This window comes from Magnetospirillum sp. UT-4, assembly GCF_902729435.1.
GTDB lineage: Bacteria > Pseudomonadota > Alphaproteobacteria > Rhodospirillales > Magnetospirillaceae > Magnetospirillum.
Genome location: NZ_CACVCG010000057.1, coordinates 62,571 through 83,858 on the forward strand (window position 1 = coordinate 62,571; position 21,288 = coordinate 83,858).

A 21,288-nucleotide genomic window follows, 5' to 3' on the forward strand; every position below is an offset into this window, starting at 1 on the left:
GGGGCGGACCATGAAGAAGATCATCCTCGTCAATGTGGCGGTGCTGACCCTGCTATGGGGGCTGTCGGAGGCGGTGTCGTGGTATCTGCTGGAGAAGCGGGCCTCGCATCGCTTCACCGACGCCTTCCTGCAACAGGTCTATGGCGACCGCTGGCCGGACTTGAAGACCGCGCTGCTCGAGGAGGGCCGGCCGGTGGCCTACCTGCCGTTCGCCGAATACATGGAGCGCCCGGTGCGCGGCCGGCACCTGGTGGTCAATGCCGACGGACGCCGGTCCAATACCGCTGCCGAGGAGGCGCTGACCGCTGGCCCGTCCAGCATCTACGTGTTCGGCGGCTCGACCACGTTCGGCTACGGCGTCCTCAACCACGAGACCATCCCCGCCCACCTGGAGCAGGTCCTGCGCGAGAACGGCCACGCCGGCTGGCGGGTGCACAATTTCGGCGCCGCCTCGTACTATTCGACGCCCGAGCGGGTGCGCTTCCTGCAGATGCTCAACGCCGGCCACATCCCCGGCGTGGCGGTGTTCATCGACGGCCTCAACGACTTCCACTATGCCGAGGTGCCGGACCGGTCGGGCGCCTCCGACCAGATCGAGCACAATTTCAACCCCACCGCCGCCGACCACGCCCGCGAGATCGTGCGCGCCGCCGCCAAATACTCCTATACCATCGATCTGCTGGGCCAGCTGGCGCGCCGCTTCCTGCCGGCCTCGCCGGCACCCGCATCGGCGACGGTCGCGCCGGTCGAGGTGGACGAGGTCGGACCCGCCATCACCCGGCTGAGCAACAACCGGCGCATGCTGGCGGCGGTCGGGCGCGAATTCGGGATCCGCATGCTGTTCGTGCAGCAGCCGGTTCCGACCTACCGCTACGACCCGGCCCGAGGCACGGTGCCGCTGGACTTCTTCAAGGCCGGCATCGGCAAGCATACCCGCTCCGGGCAGGCCTACCAGCGCCTGGCCGCCACCCGCGCGGCGGGTGGCCTGGCCGATGTGCTGTGGCTGGCCGATCTGGCCATCGACGCGCCCATGTACGTCGATACGGTCCACTATTCCTCGGCCTTCAACCGCCGCATCGCCGAGGAGATCTATGGCGCTCTCGACCTGCCTCAGCCCGGCCGGTAGGGGGGGCGGTAGGCGCAGCTGACCCGCCCGGCCGAGGCCGGCAGCTCCATCGCCCAGAAGGCGCCGTGGCCGGGCAGGACGGGTATCTCCGCCCCGTCGGCGGCGCAGCGCCAGAACGGCGAATGGGCGTTGGAGGCGAACAGCAGGGCCGGGCCGTCCAGGGCGACGTCCAACTCGACCCGGTCGCCGCCGACCGCCACCGGGGTCACGGTTCCGGTGCCGGTGAATTGGCGCATCCCGGCTCCCGGCGGCAGGTCGCCGCGCGCCACGTAGATCTGCCGGCTCAGCGTCTCCAGCGGCTCGGTCGACAGCCGCGCATTGATCTCGTCGGCGGAAGCGACCGGCACCAGCGCCTGGGCGAGGAAGAACCGCGGCAGCGCCCGGGTGTTCTCGTAGACGTAAAGGTGGGTGCGCCCGCTGAGATTGGCCCGGGCGTTGATCGCCAGCTTCTCGCGCGCCGACAGGTCGCTCCATGGCCGCTTCGGGTCCGACAGCTCCAGCTGACGGAACTCCGGGTCGGTCAGGCGGTCGCGCGACAGCACGTAGCGCATGTTCATCAGCGACAGCATGGCGAGGTTGTAGCGCTCGCCGAAGCGGCGCTCGGCCTGATCGTCGCGCTGCGCCCCGACCACGCCGAAATAGAAGGTGGCTCCGTCGCTGTGCATGGTCCGCAGCGAGGGGTCGGCCTCCATCTCGGCGGCCGACATGGACAGCCAGAACTTGAAGAAGCGGTTGGGCACCATGACATGGTAGCCGCCCACCGAATCCAGCCCATAGGCCTGGACGTAGTCGTCGTACATGCGGAACGAGGCCACCCGCGCCGGCTCGCCGGAAGCATGGACCCGCTCGGCCAGGGCCGCGATCACCGGGCTGCCGAAGATGTGGCGCCAGCTGCCCTGGGTCAGCCACTGGTGAGTGGCATAGGCGCCGTTGCCCAGGGTGGTTGCCGCCAGCAGGGCCGCCGGCGCCCAGCGCGCCACCCGGCCCCACCGGCCCGCCATCCCATCGACGATGGCTCCCGCCGCCAGCGCCGCCGGGAACAGGAAGAACTCGACCAGCTTGTTGGCGCTGAAGGTATTGGCCGCCGCCACCACCGTTCCCGCCGCCTTGGCCGCGAAGGGCAGCACCGCCTGCACCGCCAGCACCGCGGCGCCCAGGGCCAGCGAGCGCCGCAGCGCGCCGGTACGCGGGGCGAACCACACCAGGACGGCAATCATCACCACCAGGATCTTGTGGACCGTGATGTAGGGGTAAGGCAGCACCACCACCGCGTTGCCGGGGTGCAGGCAGGCGGCGATGGTGAACTGCACCCCCTCGACCAGCGCCTGCCACAACGTCGTGTCGAACATCGGCTTATCGACCCGGTCCGACAGCGGGACGGTGTAGGCCAGGGCCAGCACGTCCTGCCAGCGCAGCAGGTGCATCAGCAGACACAGGACGAGGACGGGGATCCACCGCCGCCAGTCGGCGAGCCGCTCGGCCACGGCGAACCACAGCACGGCGAAGGCGGCGGGAAACACGAACAGGTAGTTGACCACGCACAGATGGGCGTACAGCCCCGTGACGACCATGGCCACCGCCCAGGCCAGGGGGCTGCGCGGCCGCTCGACCGGCATCCGCATCGCCACGATCAGCAGGGGGATCAGGTGGACGGCGCCCAGGTAAAGCCCGGCCAGGCTGACGGCGGCACCCACCGACACCGCCGCGAAGGTGGCGCCGGTGCGGCCCAGGCCCAGCGGATGACGGGCCAGCAGGTAGGTGCCGGCCACCGCGGCGGCGTTCTGCAGCAGGTGCAGCGCCACATAGGCGACCCAGCCCGGCACGTGGGCGAACAGCAGGCGGGCCAGCCAGGGCGCCTTGCCCATGGCCAGCACGTCGTTGCCGGCCGAGGCGTAGGAGGCCCAGAAGCTGGTGGCGTTGGCCTCCCAGCGGTGGGCCAGCAACTGCGCCACCGCGCCGGCCGCCTCGTTGCGGCTGAGCACGAACGAGCTTTCGCCCAGGATGAGGAAGAAGGCGGCGGACCACAGACAGAGCGCGGCGACGACGACGATCTCGCGCCGCGAAAGCGCCGCCGCCCGGGTCATCATCGCCGCCGCTGGAACAGGAATTCGACGAAGGCGAAGTCCAGTTCGCTGTCGATGTCCCAGCCGCGCTCGGCCGGCATCTCGTGGATCAGGGTGTCGGGGGTCAGGCCCATCTCGTGATCCATCAAAGCGTGACGCCACCAGACATAGACGGCGCCGTTCAGCTCCCACACCCGGGGCGCGGCCTGGCGGGCCTTGATGGCCGTCCCGGTGGGCTTCGACAGGGCCGCCCGGCCCCGCCCGTCCACCTCGACCAGGTTGAAATAGGGCGACTTGCGCGCCTCGTTGGCCGACAGCACGGTCAGCGGCCGTTCGCGCTCCAGCAGCGCCACGGCGCCGGCGATGTCGTCCGGCGCGCGCAGGGGCGTGGTGACGTCCAGATCGACCACGATGTCGAAGGGCCCGCCGGTGGCGGCCTCCACCTCCAGCATGCAATGGCGGATCGCCGGGATCTTTCCGGCGGTGTCGGTGGCGAACTCGGCCGGGCGCCGGATCAGGTGGCCGGCGCCGGCCTGGCGGCCGATCTCCAGATAGGCCTCGGAATCGCTGGAGACCGCCACCGCGTCGAACAGCCCCGAGGCCAGCGCGCAGCCGACCGCGTGGGCCAGAAGCGGCTTGCCGCCCACCACGCGGATGTTCTTGTCGGGCGCCCCCTTCGAACCGGCGCGGGCGCACACCGTGGCAAGCCGCCTCATCGGTCCGGGAACTCCAGCTCGACGTCGCGGTTGGCCTGGTCGAAATCGTTCATGCGGCCGATGTCCAGCCAGTATTCCCGCAGCGGGAAGGCGGCGGTGGGCAGCCCGTCCCGGATCAGGCCATCGAACACGTCGGGCATATCGACGAAGCTGTCCCTGGGGATGCGGGCGATGACCTCGGGGTTCAGCACGTAGATGCCGGCATTGACGAAGAAGTGCTGGCGCGGCTTCTCGTCGATGCCGACGATGCGCTGGTTGTCGACCCGCACCACGCCGTAGGGGACCTGGAACTCGTAATCCCTGACCGCGATGGTCGCCGCCGCCCGGTGGTCGTGGTGGTAGTCGAGCAGGCTTTTCAGGTTGAGCTTGGTCAGCAGGTCGGCGTTCATCACCATCACCGGCGCCTCGGGCGGCTCGGGGATCAGCGACAACGCGCCGGCGGTGCCCATGCGCTTGGTCTCGTCCAGGTAGCGGATGTCGGCGTCCCAGCGGGCGCCGTCGCCCAGCGCCTCCTTGATCTTTTCGCCCAGATAGTTGACCGAGACGTAGAAGCGGCGGAAGCCCTGGCGCACCAGCTCCTCCAGCGCGATCTCCAGCAGCGGCCGGTTGCCGACCTTCAACAGCGGCTTGGGGGTGTCCTCGGTCAGCGGGCGCAGGCGCATGCCCAGCCCGCCGGCCATCAGCACCACCCAGTTGTCGAGTCCGCGTTGGTCCACCTGCATCATCTCATCGACCACGGCCAGGCCGACGACGCGCCCGTCGGCGGCGACGATGGGCAGCTGATGCACCCGGCGGGCCTTCATGCGGGCCAGCAGGGCGGCGCGGTCCTCGTCGGGGCGGGCGGTGATGGGGGTGCGGTTCATGATCCGCTCGACCGGCAGATCGAGGGGATGGGAGCGCAGGATGGCGCGGCGGATGTCGCCGTCGGTGACGGTTCCCTGCAGGCGGCCCTGGTCGTCCACCACCAGACAGATCTGCTTCGACGATTCGTCGATGATGCGAATGGCCTCGGCGATGGGCGCCGACGACGAAAGAAGGGTGCTCTGCCAATGGGTCATGGCCGGACGTTAGCGCCTCGCCCGGGGGGGCGTCCAGAGCAAATGGCCGTTCGCGCTGGCTTCGGCGGCGGCGATGCACTAGCATCCGCCGCCGCTGGCAATGGAAACCGAAGCTGGGAAGATGAAGGTTCGGCGGATCGTCTACGTGGTGCAGAGCCCGCTCACCGGACGCGACCGCGACCGTTTCCATATCGACGGATTCCTGGCGGCCGGCTTTGCCATCGACGTGATCGATTGCGGCCAGCTGATGTTTCCCCACATCCCGTTCGAACGCGACCATTACCGGGACTGGACCGATCTCGCCATCGTCGTGCCGCGGCGCTGGCAGGAGGTCCGAGCCCTGGCCGCGCGCCTCGACGAGGCGGCGCTGATCGTCTTTCTCGCCCAGTCCTTCGGCGCCTGGAGCGCCAACCTGCCGGCGCTGCGCGCGGTGTCGCGGGCCAAGGCGCCGTTCCTCATCATGCAGGGCAACATCGTTCCCATGCTGTCCATGGCCCCCACGGCGGCCGAGCGGTGGAAGGCGCGGCTCACCCATCCGTTCCACATGCGTCCGCTGGAAAGCCTGATCCGGCGCCTTCCGCTCGGTCTGCTCGGCATCCGGCCGGCCGATTTCGTGGTCTATGACGGGCGCTGCAGCATCCGCCCCAATCCGCTGGTCGGACCCCGCACCCGCCGCATCCTCGCCCACAGCTACGACGTGGAAACCTGGCGCCGCCGCATCGCCCAGGGACGGCCGGACCGGAGCGACATCGCCGTCTTCCTGGACCAGAACATCCCCTACCACCGCGACATGAAGGACACCGGCGACTGCGTCGCCCTGGCCGGGGCCTACCACGCGGCCATGCGCGGCCTGTTCGACCGCATCGAGGCGGAGCTGGGGCTGGAGGTGGTGATCGCCGCCCATCCCCGCGCCGAATACGGCGACAGCCAGCCCTTCGGCCGACGCCGCATGGTGGTGGGCGACACCCCGGGCCTGGTGGCGGCCAGCCGGCTGGTCATCGGGCACTGGAGCACCGCCGCCAGCTTCGCCGTGCTGGCCGGGGTGCCGCTGCTGTTCTGCGTCTTCAGCCCGCTGCTGGCCTTCCATCCGCAGATCCGCAACATGACCTTCGGGCTGGCCGGCAGCATCGGCAAGGCGGTCGAGCTGGTGGACGATCCGGCGGCGGTGGATCTCGCCCGCGCCCTCGAAGTCGATCCCGAGGCCTATGGCCGCTATCGCGAGAACTACCTGAAGACCGGGGACAGTCGTGACGCCCCGCTGTGGGAGATCGTGCTGGACGAGGTGGGGCTGGGCCGCGCGGACGCCGGTTCTTGACTTCCCGGGGGCCGCTCCATAAGTGTCCCGCTGCAACGCTGGCAACGCGCCTCCGGTTTCCGATAGGATCGCCGAGTCCGGCGACGTTCACTGGTTAGGGTCGAAAATGAAGCCCAAAGTATTCCTGGCGGACCTGATCCATAACCAGCGCATCTACAATTACTGCGTCCCGCTCAATGTCGGCTGCGTCGCCGCCAAGGTGGCCAGCGTCGTCGGCACCGAGGCCGACATCCGGGTCTTCAAGTTCCCCGATCTCCTGCTCGAGGCGCTGGAGGAGAAGCCGGACATCCTGGCGCTGTCCAACTACGACTGGAACATCAACCTGAACCGGGTGGTGATCGCCAAGGCGCGGGCGCTCAATCCCGACGTGTTCGTGGTGATGGGCGGTCCCAACGTCCGCCGCGGCGAGGCCGGCTGCGCCGAGTTCCTGCGCACCCGCCGCGACATCGACGCCTATGTGATGAACGAGGGCGAGGAAGCCTTCACCAACATCGTCCTGCACCTTTTGTCCCATCCCGGCAGCCTGCGCCGCACCCTGATCGGCGAGCGGGTGAGCCTGCCCCAGGTCGGCTTCCTCGACGCCGACGGGGCCTTCGTCACCGGCGGCCATTGCCCGTCGGCGTCGGCGAACCCCATCACCCATCCGTCGCCGTGGCTGACCGGCTGGATGGACGGGTTCATGGACGTCACCTCGTTCCCGCTCTCGCCCATCGTCGAGACCACCCGGGGCTGCCCCTACAAGTGCACCTACTGCACCGCCTGGGGCACCGCCGCCACCGGCACCAAGTCCATCCGCCAGTACCCGCTGGAGACCGTGTTCGCCGAGCTGGACTACATCTTCAGCCGGTCGAAGAACCCCTTCTACCTGTTCCTCGGCGACGCCAATATCGGCATCCTGGAACGCGACCTGGAGATCGTGGCCGAGGTGCGCCGGCTGGCCGACACCTACCGCAACGTGGTCGGCGTCGGCCTCGATTCGTCCAAGAACATGGTCAAGCGCAACATCGAGATCTACCGCATCCTCGGCGATCTCTGCATTCCCACCTTCGCCCAGCAGACCTTCAACATCGACGTCTCGGAGCACATCGGCCGGCGCAACGTCAGCCTGGAGACGGTGCGGGATCTGGTGGCGACGGTGCATGGCGACGGCGAGCGCATCAGCACCGACCTGCTGGTGGGATTGCCCACCGAAAGCCGCCGGCGCCACGTCGACAGCATCAAGGTCGCCTTCGATTGCGGCTTCGACAAGCTGCAGATCTCGGACATCCGCCTGCTCAAGGGCACCGAGATGGAGGAGGACTACCAGCGCGAACGCTACGGCCTGAAGTCCAAGGTGCGCATCATTCCCAACGCCTTCGGCGTCTACGGCGGCGCGAAGGCCATCGACTACGAGCACTGCATCCGCGAGACGGCGGACATGTCCGAGGAGGATTTCCTCGAACTGCGCCTGTTCCACGCCCACATGTTCGTCTGCCTGAACCTCGAGATCGGCCGCCCGCTCCTGGATTTCTCGACCCGCCACGGCCTGCACGCCATCGACCTGCTGGAAAAGGTGTCGCGGTCCCCCGATGCCGATCGCTTTCCGCGCCTGGCCGCCTATTTCCGCGGCTTCATCGACCAGGCCCGCAGCGAATGGTTCGACGACGAGGACGGCGCCAACGCCCATTATTTCGACGAGACCCGCTTCGCCGGCCTGATGCGCGACGGCTTTCCCAAGCTGAATTACGACTATGCCTCGCGGCTCGCCATCGACGCCGAGTTGAAGGCCGACCTGTTCGGCTGGATGTCGGCCATCGTCAAGCGCGAGCTGCCCGCCCTCGAACCGGCGCTGATCGACGAGGTCGCCGCCTTCAGCGCCGAGCGGGTGATGCTGTATCCCTTCACCGGCGAGTCCCGGCGCATGCGGCTGTCGGCGGCGGCGCGGGCCGAGCTTGGGCGCTACATCGACGGCGGCGGCGATGCCGCGGCGGAGGTCGAGCTGTCGGTGGACGACCACAACATCGAGCTGTTCCGCAAGAACCTGGAGCAGTTCGGCGCCAGCAACTCGGTGGCGCTGGCGGTGCAGCTGGTGCTGCAATATTCCAACAAGGCCCTGCTGCGCTCGGTCCGTCCCGCGCTGCCGACGGCGGCGTGACCGTGCCCGCCCGCGCCCTGATCTTCCATTATTTCGAAGGCGGCGGCCATCCGGCCTGTCCCGGCTCGCTGACCGCCGAGGGCCTGGCCGGCTTTCTCGCCCGCTTCGGCCCGCGCCGCATTCTGCCCGCCGCCGAGTGGCTGGCCCGCGCCCGTGCCGGCGCCCTGGGCGACGACGACGTGTGCCTGTCCTTCGACGACGGGCTGGCCTGCCAGATGGATGTGGCGCTGCCGGTGCTGCGGGATTTCGGCCTGACCGCGCTGTGGTTCCCCTATACCCTGCCGCTGACCGGAGCGGTCGATCTCAACGAGGCGTTCCGCTATTTCCGCGCCCTGCGCTTTCCCGAGCTGGACCGCTTCTACGACGCCTTCGACCGGGCGTGCGCGGCATCCTCCCACGCCGGGGCGGTGGAGCGGGGGCTGGCCGGCTTCGATCCCGATACCTATCTCGCCCAGTATTCGTTCTATTCCGCCGCCGACCGCAAGTTCCGCTACGTCCGCGACGAGATCCTGGGCGAGGCCGCCTATTTCGAGGTGATGGCGACGCTGATGGCGGCCGAGGGCATGACGCCGGAGAGCCTGAAGCACCGGCTGTGGATCACCGCCGGCCAGCTGGGCGGCCTGGCGGCCGAGGGCCACGTGATCGGCATGCACGCCCACCAGCACCCCGTCCGCGCCGCCGCCCTGTCGCCGGCCGGGCGCGAGGCCGACTGGCGCGCCAATCTGGCGGCGGTCGAGGCCGCCACCGGAAGCCGGCCCGATTGCATCGCCTATCCCTGCAACTGCTACGATGCCGATGCCATGGCGTTCCTGTCGGGCCTGGGCGTCCGTGTCGGCTTCCGCAACCTGATGGACGGCGCCGGCGGGGTCATGGAATGCCCGCGCCAGGACTACACCCATGCGGTGCGGGACCTGGCCTGACGTGGAGAGGATGTGATGTTCGAGTTGCGGTCGCTGGCGCTGGAAACCACCACGGTGTGCAACAGCAAGTGCGTGGTCTGCCCCCACGACACCTTGCTGGAGCGTCCGCTCACCCACATGACCACCGACCTGTTCGAGAAGGTGATGTGGGACGTCTACCGCAATCACCGGCTGATGGGGCCGGTGGGATTCGGCGGCGGCATGGGCGATGCCGGCTGCGACAAGCACCTGCTGGAGCGCCTGCGCTTCGTGCGCCGCAACATGCCCGAGTATCAGATCGACGCCTCCTCCAACATGGCGCTGTGGAAGCGGGACTGGACCGACGCGGTGGTCGGCGAGCGGCTGATGGACAAGATGCGCTTCTCGCTGCTGGCCTATACCGACGCGGGCAGCCTGCGCATGTACAAGCGCGCCGACCAGGTCAGGAAGGCCTGCGAGGCCATCGACTATTTCCTCGAGCGCAACCGGGCGGCGGGCAATCCGGTCACCACCGAGATCTACACCCTGCTGGTGCCCGAGGACGAGGGCGACGTCGAGGGCATCAAGGCCCGTTACTGGGACCAGGTCGATCTGTTCGAGGTGTGGCGGCCGCACAGCTGGGCCAACCTGTTTCCTGAACTGCGGACCCTGACCGCGGGGCGCATGCGCTGCTCGAAGATCGCCGCGTTCGACCTCCTGGTGTGCGTCGATGGCGACGTCACCTCGTGCACCATGGACATCAACCACCAGAACGTCTACGGCAACCTCAACCACCAGACCGTGGAGGAGGTGTTCGCCGGCAAGGCGTTCGCCGCCTATGTCGAGGCCAACGAGGCCGGCGATCTCGGCCGGTTCGACCTGTGCCGCAATTGCGTCTTCATCAACGACCAGAAGCAGGAGGTCCTGCTGGAGGCCAAGTCGCGCGAGCGCGACGAACGCTTCAAGGTTGGAATTTAGGGGGGTGCCTGTGAACATCCTGCTGATCGGCGGCACCGGTTTCGTCTCGGGCGCGGTGCTGCGCGAGGCGGCGGCGCGGGGCCATGCGGTGACGGTGGTCACCCGCGGCGTCACGCCGCTGCCGCCCGGGCTGGCGGCCGGGCACGTGCGCTGCGACCGCGACACCCAGGACCCGGCGGCGCTGATCGACGCGGCGCCGTTCGATGCGGTGATCGACTGCATCTGCATGAACGCCCACGATGCCGCCCAGGCGGTGGCGCTGGCCGAGGGCGGCAAGCGGCTGATCATGATCAGCACCGAATACGCCTATGACCCGGCCCACCGGAAGCTGTTCCTGAAGGAATCCGAGGCGGTGTTCTCGGACCGCGACGACATCGGCGGCCACAAGGCCCGCGCCGAGGCGGTGATCCGCGCCGCCCATGGCGAGGGCCGGGTCAAGGCCACCATCCTGCGCCCGCCCCATATCTACGGCCCCGGCAGCAATCCCGGCACCATCCCGAAGCACGGCCGGTCGCCGACCCTGCTGGCCGACATGCGGGCCGGGCGCACCCTGCACCTGCTGCAGGGCGGGCTGGGGCTGATCCAGCCCATTCATGTCGCCGATTTCGCCCGCATCGTGGTGGCCATGCTGGACCAGCCCGGATCGGTGGGCGAGGACTACAACTGCTCCGGGCCTCAGCTGATGACCCAGCTGGACTACTACAAGACCATCGCCGCCTGCCTGGGGGTGGAGCTGTCGGTCACCGCCTACTGGCCCGAGGGCGGCACCGCGCCCGACGTCAACCACTATGTCGGCGGCCATCGCTGCTACGACATGGGCAAGCTGAACGCGCTGCTGCCGGACATGCGCTACGTCCCCTTCGCCGACGGCATCGCCGACTGGGTGCGGCACCTGGGATAGCCCTCAGGCGCCGGGCGGGGCGCTGCCGCGCCCCTTGGCTTCCGCGCCATAAGGCGCGCGGCCGCGCTTGCGGCCGTCGGGGTGCGCCGAGTCTGGCGCGGGTCGTTTTCAGGCGGGCAGGGCAATCCCGGCGGCGCGCATGTCGGCGGCGATCTTGCCGTGGTCCTCGCGCGGCCATTCCAGCTCCGAGTACGGATGCAGGGCCATGTTGGCGCGCATGCCGTGGACCACGCCCAGGCGGCGCAGCACCACCAGGGTGTTGTCGTCGTAATCGTTGGCGGGATGGGACATGGTGGTCGGCCGTTCGCCGGTGATGGCGGCGATGATCTCGGCGTTGCGGCCGTATTCCTCGGCCTGACGCTCCGGCGCCAGCAGGCCGAGGCGCATGGGATGGGTATGGGAATGCAGCCCGATCAGGTTGCCGGCATCGTGCAGGTCGCGCAGCATGGCGCGGTCCATCCACAGCAGCGGCGCCAGACCGGTGAAATCGACCCCGGCATCGGCCAGCATGAGGTCCATCACCTGCTCGTAGCGCTCCTGTCCGAGCACCACGTCGCGCACCACCCGGAACACCCGGTCGGCGGGGGTGTAGACCGGGAATTCCGGCCAGGCGTTCTCGGCGTCGAGGGCGGGCAGGCGCGCCGCCACCTCGGGCCCGAAGGGCGAGGCGGCGACGGCCTTGTGGAAGGCGCCGTAGAAGGCATCGACGGAGTCGAAGCCGGCGTGGCGGAAGTGGCGGTAGATCTCGAGGCGGTTGACCTCGCCCTCGACCACGTTGGTCATGGCGAAGAACAGGCCGGTCAGTCCCATCTCGCGCATCACCGGCCAGGCGACGTCGTACTGGCAGCGCAGGTTGTCGTCGAACGTCAGGCACAGGGACCCGGCGGGCAGGGTGCCGGCGACGGCGCGGTCCACCCACTCGCGGGCGGGCAGGAAGCGGTCACGGCCCAGCCATTCGATCATGGCGCGGAAGCCGGCGGCCGACAGCGAGCCCTGGCTGGGGACATGGACCCCGCCGTGGAAGTGATGGAACATCATGCCGTGGGCGAAGGCGGCGGTCATGGAGAGCGGGTTCCCGGAAATTGGCCGCGGCCACCTTAGCCAAAGCCCGGGCCGGCGCGCCACGGTTAAATCGCCGGGCCATTTCCCGCTTCCGCGCTTCCGGCAACAATGCTAACCATCGGCCCACCATGCGCTTCGTACCGAACAAGCCGGTCATCCTCGTCGGCGGCGGCGGCCATGCCCGCGTGCTGCTGCAATCGCTGCGCCGCCTGGGCGTCCCGGTGCTGGGCTGCGTCGTCGCCGATCCCGGGCGCGAGACCGGTCCCGGCGTGCCGGTGCTGGGCGACGACGGCGCGCTGGGCCGCTTTTCGCCGGCTGACGTGCATCTAATCGCCGCCTTCGGCTCGCTCGGGCCGGGTTCCCGCCGCCCCGACGTGATCGGCCAGCTGGCCGGCGCGGGGTGGACCTTCGCCTCGGTGATCGATCCGAACGCGGTGGTGGCCGACGATTGCGATTTCGGCGACGGCGTCCAGGTGATGGCCGGCGCGGTGATCCAGCCGGGCGTCATCGTCGGCGCCGGGGCGATCATCAATACCCGCGCCGGCATCGACCACGACTGCACTATCGGCCTTTATGCCCATGTGGCGCCGGGGGCGACGCTGTCGGGCGAGGTGTCGGTGGGTGCGTTCGCCCATGTCGGCCCGGGCGCGGTGATCCTGGAAGGCCGCCGCATCGGCACCGGCGCCATGGTCGCGGCCGGCGCGGTGGTGATCGATGACGTTCCCGACCATGCCCGCGTCATGGGCGTGCCCGCCCGGGTGCGGCCATGAGCCGGACCATCGGCATCGTCACCTCGGCGCGGGCCGATTTCGGCCTGCTGCGCGGGCTGATGGCGGCGGTGCGGGGCGCCGCCGGCCTCGATCTGCTGGTCTACGCCACCGGCATGCACCAGTCGCCCGCCCACGGCCACACCATCGACGAGGTGCTGGCGGCCGGTTTCGGTCCGGTCCTGGTCGAGGTGGCGGCGTTGCCCGCCGATGACGGCGCGGCGGCGGTGGGCGACGCCATCGGGCGGGCGGTGTGCGGCTTCTCGGCCGCCTTCGCGGCGCGCCGCCCCGACCTGCTGGTGGTCTTGGGCGACCGTTTCGACGCCCTGCCGGCGGCGCTGGCGGCGTTGCCCTTCACCCTGCCGGTGGCGCATCTGTGCGGCGGCGACGTCACCGAGGGGGCGATGGACGATTCCATCCGCCACGCGCTTTCCAAGCTGTCGCACCTGCATTTTCCCCAGCTCGAAAGCCATGCCGAACGCCTGCGCCGGATGGGCGAGGAGGCATGGCGGATCACCGTGGTCGGCCAGCCCGGCCTCGACGAGGTGGTGGCCTTCCGGCCGCGGCCGCGGCCCGAGGTGCTGGGCGGGCTGGGGCTCGACCCGGCACGGCCGGTGACAGTGCTGACCTATCACCCCGAGACCCTGGCGCCCGGCGATGGGGCCGATGCGGTGGCGGCGCTGCTGCGGGCGGCGGCCGGCATGGACAGCCAGATGGTGTTCACCGCGCCCAACGCCGACCCCGGCAACGCGCCCATCCGCGCCGCCATCGAGGCCTTCGCCGCCGGCCGGCCCGGCTGCGTCTACCGCCAGTCGCTGGGCCGCACCCTGTACCTGGAGATGCTGAACCACGCCGACGCCATGGTCGGCAATTCCTCGTCGGGCCTGATCGAGGCGGCGTCGTTCCGCCTGCCGGTGGTGAACATCGGCGAACGCCAGCGCGGCCGCCTCGCCCCCGCCAACGTCATCACCTGCGCCGACGATGCCGACGCCATCGCCGCCGCCTGGCGCCGCGCCCTCGACCCCGGCTTCCGCGCCGGCCTGGCCGGGCTGGTCAATCCCTACGGCGACGGCCGCTCGGTCGAAAAGGTGCTGGCGGTGCTGGCGACGGTTCCTCTCGACCGCCGCCTGATCGTCAAGCGGTTCGCCGGAGCGGATCCGTGACCGACATCCCGATCGCCGCCCTGGCGGCCGACCGTGCCGCCGACGTCCGCCGCTTCCTCCAGGGCACCTACGGCGACGGGCATTACGGCGCCGAGGCGCGCTATTTCGACTGGCTCTACCTGCGCTCGCCCTGCCGCTGGTACGAAGGCGAGCGCCGCGCCGGCCGCATGCCGGTCAACGCCATCCTGGACCAAGCGGGCGATCTGGCCGCCATCCACGCCTATCTGCCGTTCGACGCCCGCACGCCGTGGGGCGGCGGCACCGGCGTCTGGGACGTGGAATGGATCAACGGCTCGGGCGTGCGCGGCGGCGGAAGGGCGCTGGCCACCCATCTGCTGGCGGCGGTCGACGTCTATGGCGGTTTCGGCTGCAACGATTTGTCGGCGGCGGCGTTCGAGCGCCTGGGCATGACGGTGCGGCCCGAGATCCACCGGCTGGTGGCGCTGACCGACGCGGACGCCTTCCGCGCCCTGCTCGACCGGGAAGGCAAACTGGGCGAGGCCGGGCCGCTGCCGGCCGGGGTGCCGCCGCTGGCGGTCCGCCCGGCGGTGCTGGACGGGGCGCGGGCCATCCCCGGCGCCGCGCTGGAGGCCTATGGCGAGCGCACGCCGTTCGGGGTCGGGCGCGACCGCGACTGGCTGGAGTGGCGCTACGACCGCCATCCCTTCATCCCCTACCTGGCCATCGGCGCGGCCGGCGGCGGCGCGGTGCTGCGCCTGGAGGCGGTGGTCGGCACGGCGGCGCGGGTGGCCCGGCTGCTGGAGTTCTTCCCCCTGCCCGGCGGCGAGGCGGAGCTGCTGGCGGCGGCGCTGGCGGCGGCGCGGGATGCCGGGGCGCCGCTGCTGGACGTCTTCACCACCGGCCGGGCCGAGGCGGCGCTGCTGGCCGATTCGGCGCGGGCTCTGGATGTGGACTTGCCGGCCAACCCTCGGCTACCCTATATGTTCCAACCCCTGGAGTTCGCCCGTGCCAACGCCCCCAACATGGTCTTCGCCATCGGCGGCCGCGCCGGCGAAAACCGTGCCGATCCCGCCGATTTCCGGGCCGGCAAGGGCGATTCCAACCAGGACGTCCTGCGCGACCCGGCCTCGGCGCCGCGGCTGACCAGGCGTCCGTGACAATGACGAAGGAACCCGGACCGTGCGCCTGACCAAGCCCGAGGAGGAATCCGAGCTTCTGGCCGCGCTGACCCGCGCCCAGGCGAAAAGCCCGTTCTGGCGGGACCGCTTCGCCGCGCTGGGGCTGCGGCCGGGCGATTTCGTGCCGGGCTTCCCGTTCGAGCAGCTGCCGCTGCTGTCCAAGTCCGAGCTGCTGGCCGACCAGGCCGAGCACGGGCCGCTGGGCCGCCTGCTGGCGGTCCCGCCCGAGGAGATCCGGCGCATCCACAAGACCTCGGGCACCTCGGCCCGGCCGCTGTTCATCGCCCTGACCCAGCGCGACATCGCGGACACCTACGTCTCGGCGACGCGGGCGTTCAAGGCCGCCGGCATGGGGCCGGGCGACCGCGTGGCGCACTGCCTCAACTTCAACATGTGGTCGGGCGGGGTGTCCGACTATTTGCCCATCGAGGCGGTGGGAGCGACCGGCATTCCGTTCGGGGTCGGCAACACCTCGCTGCTGCTGGAAACCATTCGCTCGCTGGGGGTGAACGCCATCTCGTCGACGCCGTCCTACATGTACACCCTGCGCGACCGCTGCCGCGCCGAACTGGGCCTCGATCCGGCCGAACTGGGGCTGAAGCGGGGCTATTTCGGCGGCGAGGGGCTGCTGCAGGTGCCCGGCGTGCGGGCCGGGATCGAGCGCGATTTCGGCCTGGTCGCCATCGACGCCAATTACGGCATGTCCGAGGTGCTGTCCATCATCGCCGGCGAGGACGCGGCGCGCGACGGCCTGGTCTACCACGCCTGGGGCATCGTCTACGCCGAACTGGTCGATCCGTCGGGCCGCCCGCTGCCCATCGAGGCCGGCGCCACCGGCGAGCTGGTGTTCTCCAGCCTGCGGCGCGAGGGCCAGCCGCTGTTCCGCTACCGCACCAACGATCTGGCCGAGATCCTGTGGGCCGAGACCGCCGATGACGGCCTGCTGCGCATGCGCTACCGTATCATCGGCCGTTCCGACGAGATGCTGGTGCTGCGCGGGGTCAATTTCTTTCCGCAGGCGCTGCAATCGGTCATTCCCGCCTTCGAGCCGGCGCTCAGCCGCTTCTACCGGGTGGTGCGGCCGAAGGACGGCGATTGCGGGGCGCTGGAGGTGCTGTTCGAGACCGACCTGCCCGACGGAGCGGAACGCGACCATCTGGCCGCGTCCATCGCCGCCAAGGTCGCCGCCACCTTCCAGGTGCGCATCGAGGTGCACTGGCTGCCCATGGGGCGCATTCCGCGCGAAGCCAACAAGGCGCGCTACCTCGTCCGCTCGGCGGACGAGATCTGAGAGGAGACCGACGTGGCAGGCACGCGCACCGGTGAGTTCCGCCAGCTGATCTCGCCCTTCCTGCAGGCGAAGATCGCCGAACTGGAGGAGGCCTACGGCCCCGACAGCCGCCAGGTGCTGGCGCTGACCCGGCAATACGTGACCAGCCCGCTGGAGACGGTGGTGCAGGACAACGCCCGGCGGCGCCACTACGAATCCGAGGTCTCGATCCTGTTCGACGGGCGGCCGGTGGTGGGGGTCGAGCGCCTGTACCGCCGCACCATGCTGATCGAGCCCACCACCGTCTGCGCCGCCCATTGCCGCTGGTGCCTGCGCGGCCAGTACCCGATCCGCACCATGAAGGAAGACGACATCACCCACGCCACCCGCTACATCGGGTCGGCCGAATTGCGCGACGACGTCAACGAGGTGCTGATCACCGGCGGCGATCCGCTGATGAGCCTGCCGCTGCTGGGCCTCACCCTGGGCGAGCTGGCGCGCAACGCCCCCAACGTGCGCATCGTCCGCATCGGCAGCCGGGTGCCGTTCCAGGACCCGGCCCGCATCAACGACGCCATGCTCGAGATGTTCGGGCGCTATCCCGACTTCCGCTTCGAACTGGGCTGCAACGTCAACCATCCGCTGGAATTCTGGCCGGAAAGCATCGACTCGCTGAAGCGGCTGCAGGACATCGGCTTCCGCATCTACAACCAGCATCCGCTGCTGAAGGGCGTCAACGACGACACCGAGACACTGACCGAGCTCTACGAGCTGCTGCGCTGGCACGGCATCGAGGCGCATTACCTGTTCCACGCCATCCCCATGCGCGGCATGGCGCACCACCGCACCTCGCTGCGCCGCGGCCTCGAGCTGGTGCGCCGCCTGACCGCCGGCGGCGTGTTCTCGGGCCGCGCCAAGCCCCATTACGCGGTGCTGTCGGACATCGGCAAGATCGTCATCTATGACGGCGTCATCAGGGACCACCGCGAGGAGGACAATTGCCTGCTGCTGCGCTCGGGCTTCCGGCTCAAGGAGCGGCGGGCGTGGAACCCGTCGTGGCAGGTTCCGGAAAGCCTGGTGATCGACAACGACGGCTTCATGTGCACCTGGTACGTGGACGGCACCGACGACCCCATCCCGGCGGACGCGGCATGAGCGAGGCGAAGCCGATGCTGTACGTGGTCCACTGCGTCGATGCCGAAGGCCCGCTGTACGAGCCGGTCGAGGCCACCTTCCAGCGCCTGAAATCCATCTTCGGCCTCGACCTGGCGCCCGACCACCGGGTCTTGAAGCAGTTGCAGGCGGGGACCTACGATCTGGGCGACCCCGATCTGGCGCGCAAGGTGGCGCGCACCCTGGCCCCGGACCAGCTGGCCTATCTCGACGACTGGACCAGGATCGAGGCGATGCTGGACGCCGTCGATGCCGACGCGGTGCGCCTGCGCGTCCCCGACAGCCGGGGCGGCGCCTGGACCGTCAGCTGGCACTGCCTGGCCCATTTCGGCTTCAACCCCGCCCGCAATCCGCGCCGGCGCGATCTCGGGGTGCACAACGTCTTCGACCGCTATGCCGCCCGCTACGGCTTCGACGGCGCGCGCGACCGCCTGCACTGGCACTTCCACCCGATCCCGTTCAGCGGCCAGGCCAACCACTGCGCCACCCATTACCTCAACGACCCGTCCATCTTCGAGATCGTGTCGCGCCGGGTGCTGGAGCGGCACTGGTTTCCGTGCGCCAACCGCCCCGGCCTCAACGTCGAGCGCCCCGATTCCCACTGGTTCCTGGAACAGTGGCTGCCCTACGACATGGGCAACAACCATGCCGACCACGACCACGACCAGCCCGACCTCGACCACGGCCGCTGGGGCGACTGGCGCCGGGCGCCCCTGGACTGGGTGGTCTACCACCCCCACCACGACGACTATCAGCGCCCCGGCCAGTGCCGCCGCGCCATCGCCCGCTGCCTCAACCTGCAGGCCCGCTACAACGCCATCACCCCGGCCGAGGTCGAGGCGGCGTTCCGGGCGGCGGCGGACCGCCCGGTGGTGATGGCCTTCACCAACCACGACTTCCGCAGCCTGGAACCGGGCATCGCCGAGATGCAGGACTGGCTGAGGGAGATCTCGGCCCGCCACCCCGGGGTCGAATGGGTCTACGCCGATTCCGCCACCGCCATGCGCGGCGCCCTGGGCCAGGGCGAGGCGCCGCACGCGCGCTTCGCGGTCGAGGTGACCGCCACCGGCAATGGCGGCCATCGCCTGGACGTGCGCCTCGACCGCGACCCGTTCGGGCCGCAGCCGTGGTTCTGCTATCTCAGCCGCGAGGGCCGGGTGTTCCACGACAATCTGGGCTTCGGCCTGGAGCCCCGGCGGTGGTTCTACGAATTCGACGAGGAATCCATCCCGCTGGAGGCGGTGGCCCGCATCGGCCTGGCCACCAACACCGGCAACGGCCGCACCAGCGTCACCACCTTCGACCCCGCCACCGGCGCCCGCACCGACGCGTTCCATAACTGACCGTCACCCGTCGATGGGTTCGTCCTCGGCGTAGTCGCGCCCGGCCGGCGTGCCCAGCACCTCCCAGGTGCGGGTCGGCGAAACCCCGCCGCCGGGGCGCTTGGCGGTCAGGTTGGCTTCGGTGAATGTCTCGCCGGCGCCGATGGGGCGCCGCGCCACCAGGCTCTTGCGGGCGATGGCGATGTTCTTCACCTCCGAGGGCGCGGGCACCTTGTCGGCGCTGCCCAGCGCCAGCTCCACCTGGCGCACCATCGCCACCATGGCGGCCAGTTCGTTCGGCTCCAGCGAGGCGGCGTGGTCGGGGCCGGGCAGGGCGCGGTCCAGGGTGAAGTGCTTCTCGATGATGGTGGCGCCGCGGGCGACCGCGGCCACCGCCGCGGCAAAGCCGACGGTATGGTCGGACAGGCCGACCGGCAGCCCGAAGGCCCGCGCCAGGGTGTCCATGGCCCGCAGGTTCACGTCCGCGAACGGGGTCGGGTATTCGGTGGTGCAGTGGAGCAGGCTGACCCTGGCGGCCAGCGCGGCGCGGCCCGCCGCCGACGCATAGGCGGCGCGGAAGGCTTCGGCGCCGGGGGCGGCGGACGCGGCATAGCCGAAGGCGAGCACCCCGAGGGCCGCTTCGACCTCGTCCAGGGTGGACATGCCGGTGGACAGGATGATCCGCCGTCCGCTCCGCGCCGCCGCCAGCAGCAGCGGCCAGTTGGTGATCTCGCCCGAGGGCAGCTTCAGCAGGTCCAGTCCCAGCCCCCCGGTCAGGAAGTCCAGGCTGGGCAGGTCGAAGGGGGTGGACAGGAAGGCGATGCCTTTCTCGCCGCAGCGGCGGACCAGGGCGCGGTGATCGTCCTCGGACAGCCTGAGGGCGCGCACCATGTCGAGCTGGCTGTCGTCGCCGCCGGTGGTGCGTTTCTGGTATTCCGCCTTGGGCGCGAAGCGCGAGATCACCTCTTCCGGCACGAAGGTCTGGAACTTGACCGCGTCGGCCCCGGCGGCGGCGGCGGCGTCCACCAGGGCCAGGGCGCGGTCCAGATCGCCGTTGTGGTTGACGCCGGCCTCGGCGATGACGAACACGCCGCTCATTCCGGGACCATCCACGGGCTCGACGGGATGTTGACCAGGCGGGCGGCGACGGCCTCGGCCGCCGACAGACCGGCCATGCGCGGCGCGGCGCCATGGGCGCCGGTCAGGTGCATCAGGGTCCAGCACGGCCGCGTCTGCAGCCCGGCGGCGTTGGTCTCGGCCAGGAAGCGGTCGCGGTCGGCGGGATCGTCGAACAGCACCGCGTTCAGCCAGTGGATGCCGTCGGCGAAGGCGGGCGGGCGGAACAGACGGCAGCCGGGGCAGTCGGCGAACAGGTCGGCGTACAGGGCGGCGAGGCGGCGCTTGGCGGCGGCGAACTCGCCCAGCCGCTCCATCTGGGCGCAGCCCAGGGCGGCGTTGAGGTTGGGCAGGCGGTAGTTGAAGCCGACCTCGTCGTGGTCGAAGGCCCAGGCATGGGGCGCTCGCGCCGTGGTGGTCAGGTGCTTCAGCCGCCTGGCCAGGGACTCGTCGTCGGTGGTGACCATGCCGCCGCCGCCGGCGGTCAGGATCTTGTTGCCGTTGAAGCTGAAGGTGCCCATCAGCCCCAGCGAGCCGCAGCGACGGCCCCGATAGCGGCTGCCCAGCGCCTCGGTGGAATCCTCGATCACCGGAATGCCGAACTCGGCCGCCACGGCGTTCAGCGCGTCCATGTCGGCGGGATGGCCGAAGATGTGGACGGGAACGACGGCCTTCACCGGCGCACCGCTCCAACCGGCCAGCAGCGCGCGCAGGCGGGCGGGGTCGATGGCCAGGGTGGCGGGGTCGATGTCCACCAGCAGCGGCGTCGCCCCGGTATAGGCGACGGCGTTGCAGGTGGCGACGAAGGTCAGCGTCGGGCAGACCACCGCGTCGCCCGGCCCCACCCCCAAGGCGTGCAGGGCGGCGTGCAGGGCGGCGGTGCCGTTGACGGTGGCGACGGCGAAGCGGGTGCCGGCGGCCTCGGCCACCATCGCCTCGAAGCGATCGACATAGGCGCCCACCGACGACACCCAGCCGGTGTCCAGGCAGTCCTTGACGTAGTCCCACTCCCGCCCCGCGAACCGGGGCGCGTGCAGCGGCACCGGCCCGTCCAGCCCCAGGGTGGCGCGGCAGAACCCTTCCAGCCGGCGGGTGGCGTCCAGCATC

At 70.2% G+C, this 21,288-nt stretch carries 18 protein-coding genes; 12 read left to right on the forward strand and 6 right to left on the reverse strand.

The features are described 5' to 3' along the window. Positions 1 to 10: 10 nt before the first annotated feature. A complete protein-coding gene (locus MTBUT4_RS09380; protein WP_173979423.1) occupies positions 11 to 1,126 on the forward strand; it encodes an SGNH/GDSL hydrolase family protein in 1,116 nt (371 codons plus the stop codon). On the opposite strand, the gene MTBUT4_RS09385 is transcribed toward MTBUT4_RS09380, so the two are convergent. From MTBUT4_RS09385 to MTBUT4_RS09395, 3 genes are read right to left on the reverse strand one after another with little or no spacing between them, the layout of a single operon-like run. Beyond that, entirely contained in the window at positions 1,111 to 3,210 is a 2,100-nt protein-coding gene (locus MTBUT4_RS09385) for a DUF6044 family protein (RefSeq protein WP_173979424.1), read from the reverse strand. The two genes, MTBUT4_RS09380 and MTBUT4_RS09385, sit on opposite strands and share 16 nt — an antisense overlap. Then, positions 3,210 to 3,905, reverse strand: a complete 696-nt coding sequence (locus MTBUT4_RS09390) for a cytidylyltransferase domain-containing protein (RefSeq protein WP_173979425.1) — start codon at positions 3,903 to 3,905, stop codon at positions 3,210 to 3,212. Before MTBUT4_RS09390 ends, MTBUT4_RS09385 begins: the two co-directional genes overlap by 1 nt. Beyond that, entirely contained in the window at positions 3,902 to 4,963 is a 1,062-nt protein-coding gene (locus MTBUT4_RS09395; protein ID WP_173979426.1) for a nucleotidyltransferase family protein, read from the reverse strand. The genes MTBUT4_RS09390 and MTBUT4_RS09395 overlap by 4 nt, the downstream gene beginning before the upstream one ends. 121 nt (positions 4,964 to 5,084) lie before the next feature. Between MTBUT4_RS09395 and MTBUT4_RS09400 the strand changes: the two genes are divergently transcribed. The 5 genes from MTBUT4_RS09400 to MTBUT4_RS09420 all read left to right on the forward strand — a co-directional run bounded on the left by MTBUT4_RS09400 (position 5,085) and on the right by MTBUT4_RS09420 (position 11,169). Next, a complete protein-coding gene (locus tag MTBUT4_RS09400; protein ID WP_173979427.1) occupies positions 5,085 to 6,278 on the forward strand; it encodes a hypothetical protein in 1,194 nt (397 codons plus the stop codon). A 106-nt stretch (positions 6,279 to 6,384) separates the two neighbouring features. Then, entirely contained in the window at positions 6,385 to 8,412 is a 2,028-nt protein-coding gene (locus MTBUT4_RS09405; protein WP_173979428.1) for a B12-binding domain-containing radical SAM protein, read from the forward strand. Then, a complete protein-coding gene (locus MTBUT4_RS09410) occupies positions 8,409 to 9,332 on the forward strand; it encodes a polysaccharide deacetylase family protein (RefSeq protein ID WP_173979429.1) in 924 nt (307 codons plus the stop codon). The genes MTBUT4_RS09405 and MTBUT4_RS09410 overlap by 4 nt, the downstream gene beginning before the upstream one ends. A 15-nt stretch (positions 9,333 to 9,347) precedes the next feature. Then, positions 9,348 to 10,268, forward strand: a complete 921-nt coding sequence (locus MTBUT4_RS09415) for an SPASM domain-containing protein (RefSeq protein WP_173979430.1) — start codon at positions 9,348 to 9,350, stop codon at positions 10,266 to 10,268. 4 nt (positions 10,269 to 10,272) lie between these two features. Next, entirely contained in the window at positions 10,273 to 11,169 is an 897-nt protein-coding gene (locus tag MTBUT4_RS09420) for an NAD-dependent epimerase/dehydratase family protein (RefSeq protein ID WP_173979431.1), read from the forward strand. Between the two features lie 108 nt (positions 11,170 to 11,277). On the opposite strand, the gene MTBUT4_RS09425 is transcribed toward MTBUT4_RS09420, so the two are convergent. Then, the gene (locus tag MTBUT4_RS09425; RefSeq protein WP_173979432.1) at positions 11,278 to 12,231 is read right to left on the reverse strand and encodes a polysaccharide deacetylase family protein; all 954 of its coding nucleotides are present in this window, start codon (positions 12,229 to 12,231) and stop codon (positions 11,278 to 11,280) included. Between the two features lie 128 nt (positions 12,232 to 12,359). On the opposite strand from MTBUT4_RS09425, the gene MTBUT4_RS09430 reads away from it, so the two are divergent. Genes MTBUT4_RS09430 through MTBUT4_RS09455 form a run of 6 tightly spaced genes read left to right on the forward strand, consistent with a single transcriptional unit; the run spans position 12,360 to position 19,086 of the window. Continuing rightward, positions 12,360 to 13,001, forward strand: coding sequence for an acetyltransferase (locus tag MTBUT4_RS09430; protein ID WP_173979433.1), 642 nt, complete (start codon positions 12,360 to 12,362; stop codon positions 12,999 to 13,001). Next, on the forward strand, positions 12,998 to 14,161 hold the full coding sequence (gene neuC, locus MTBUT4_RS09435) for a UDP-N-acetylglucosamine 2-epimerase (RefSeq protein WP_173979434.1): 1,164 nt from the start codon (positions 12,998 to 13,000) through the stop codon (positions 14,159 to 14,161). The genes MTBUT4_RS09430 and neuC overlap by 4 nt, the downstream gene beginning before the upstream one ends. After that, positions 14,158 to 15,279 (forward strand): hypothetical protein, encoded by a 1,122-nt coding sequence (locus MTBUT4_RS09440; protein ID WP_173979435.1) that lies wholly within the window; start codon positions 14,158 to 14,160, stop codon positions 15,277 to 15,279. Before neuC ends, MTBUT4_RS09440 begins: the two co-directional genes overlap by 4 nt. Positions 15,280 to 15,301: 22 nt before the next feature. Further along, positions 15,302 to 16,591, forward strand: a complete 1,290-nt coding sequence (locus MTBUT4_RS09445) for a phenylacetate--CoA ligase family protein (protein ID WP_173979436.1) — start codon at positions 15,302 to 15,304, stop codon at positions 16,589 to 16,591. A 12-nt stretch (positions 16,592 to 16,603) separates the two neighbouring features. Further along, complete coding sequence (locus tag MTBUT4_RS09450; protein ID WP_173979437.1) at positions 16,604 to 17,725, forward strand: radical SAM protein; 1,122 nt, start codon at positions 16,604 to 16,606, stop codon at positions 17,723 to 17,725. Beyond that, positions 17,722 to 19,086: a hypothetical protein gene (locus tag MTBUT4_RS09455; protein WP_173979438.1), complete on the forward strand. Its 1,365-nt coding sequence runs from the start codon at positions 17,722 to 17,724 to the stop codon at positions 19,084 to 19,086. The genes MTBUT4_RS09450 and MTBUT4_RS09455 overlap by 4 nt, the downstream gene beginning before the upstream one ends. Positions 19,087 to 19,089: 3 nt before the next feature. Here the strand turns inward: MTBUT4_RS09455 and neuB are convergent, their stop codons facing one another. Then, positions 19,090 to 20,163, reverse strand: coding sequence for an N-acetylneuraminate synthase (gene neuB, locus MTBUT4_RS09460; protein ID WP_173979439.1), 1,074 nt, complete (start codon positions 20,161 to 20,163; stop codon positions 19,090 to 19,092). Beyond that, a complete protein-coding gene (locus tag MTBUT4_RS09465) occupies positions 20,160 to 21,287 on the reverse strand; it encodes a LegC family aminotransferase (RefSeq protein WP_173979440.1) in 1,128 nt (375 codons plus the stop codon). Before MTBUT4_RS09465 ends, neuB begins: the two co-directional genes overlap by 4 nt. Between the last annotated feature and the right edge of the window lies 1 nt (position 21,288).

Excerpts from the sequence above, each read along its gene's own strand:
- MTBUT4_RS09395 (WP_173979426.1), bottom strand. The coding sequence starts at position 4,963 with ATGACCCATTGGCAGAGCACCCTTCTTTCGTCGTCGGCGCCCATCGCC.
- MTBUT4_RS09400 (WP_173979427.1), top strand. The coding sequence starts at position 5,085 with ATGAAGGTTCGGCGGATCGTCTACGTGGTGCAGAGCCCGCTCACCGGA.
- MTBUT4_RS09415 (WP_173979430.1), top strand. The coding sequence starts at position 9,348 with ATGTTCGAGTTGCGGTCGCTGGCGCTGGAAACCACCACGGTGTGCAAC.
- MTBUT4_RS09425 (WP_173979432.1), bottom strand. The coding sequence starts at position 12,231 with ATGACCGCCGCCTTCGCCCACGGCATGATGTTCCATCACTTCCACGGC.
- MTBUT4_RS09385 (WP_173979424.1), bottom strand. The coding sequence starts at position 3,210 with ATGACCCGGGCGGCGGCGCTTTCGCGGCGCGAGATCGTCGTCGTCGCC.
- MTBUT4_RS09405 (WP_173979428.1), top strand. The coding sequence starts at position 6,385 with ATGAAGCCCAAAGTATTCCTGGCGGACCTGATCCATAACCAGCGCATC.
- MTBUT4_RS09465 (WP_173979440.1), bottom strand. The coding sequence starts at position 21,287 with ATGCTGGACGCCACCCGCCGGCTGGAAGGGTTCTGCCGCGCCACCCTG.
- MTBUT4_RS09390 (WP_173979425.1), bottom strand. The coding sequence starts at position 3,905 with ATGAGGCGGCTTGCCACGGTGTGCGCCCGCGCCGGTTCGAAGGGGGCG.
- MTBUT4_RS09380 (WP_173979423.1), top strand. The coding sequence starts at position 11 with ATGAAGAAGATCATCCTCGTCAATGTGGCGGTGCTGACCCTGCTATGG.
- neuC (WP_173979434.1), top strand. The coding sequence starts at position 12,998 with ATGAGCCGGACCATCGGCATCGTCACCTCGGCGCGGGCCGATTTCGGC.
- neuB (WP_173979439.1), bottom strand. The coding sequence starts at position 20,163 with ATGAGCGGCGTGTTCGTCATCGCCGAGGCCGGCGTCAACCACAACGGC.
- MTBUT4_RS09455 (WP_173979438.1), top strand. The coding sequence starts at position 17,722 with ATGAGCGAGGCGAAGCCGATGCTGTACGTGGTCCACTGCGTCGATGCC.
- MTBUT4_RS09430 (WP_173979433.1), top strand. The coding sequence starts at position 12,360 with ATGCGCTTCGTACCGAACAAGCCGGTCATCCTCGTCGGCGGCGGCGGC.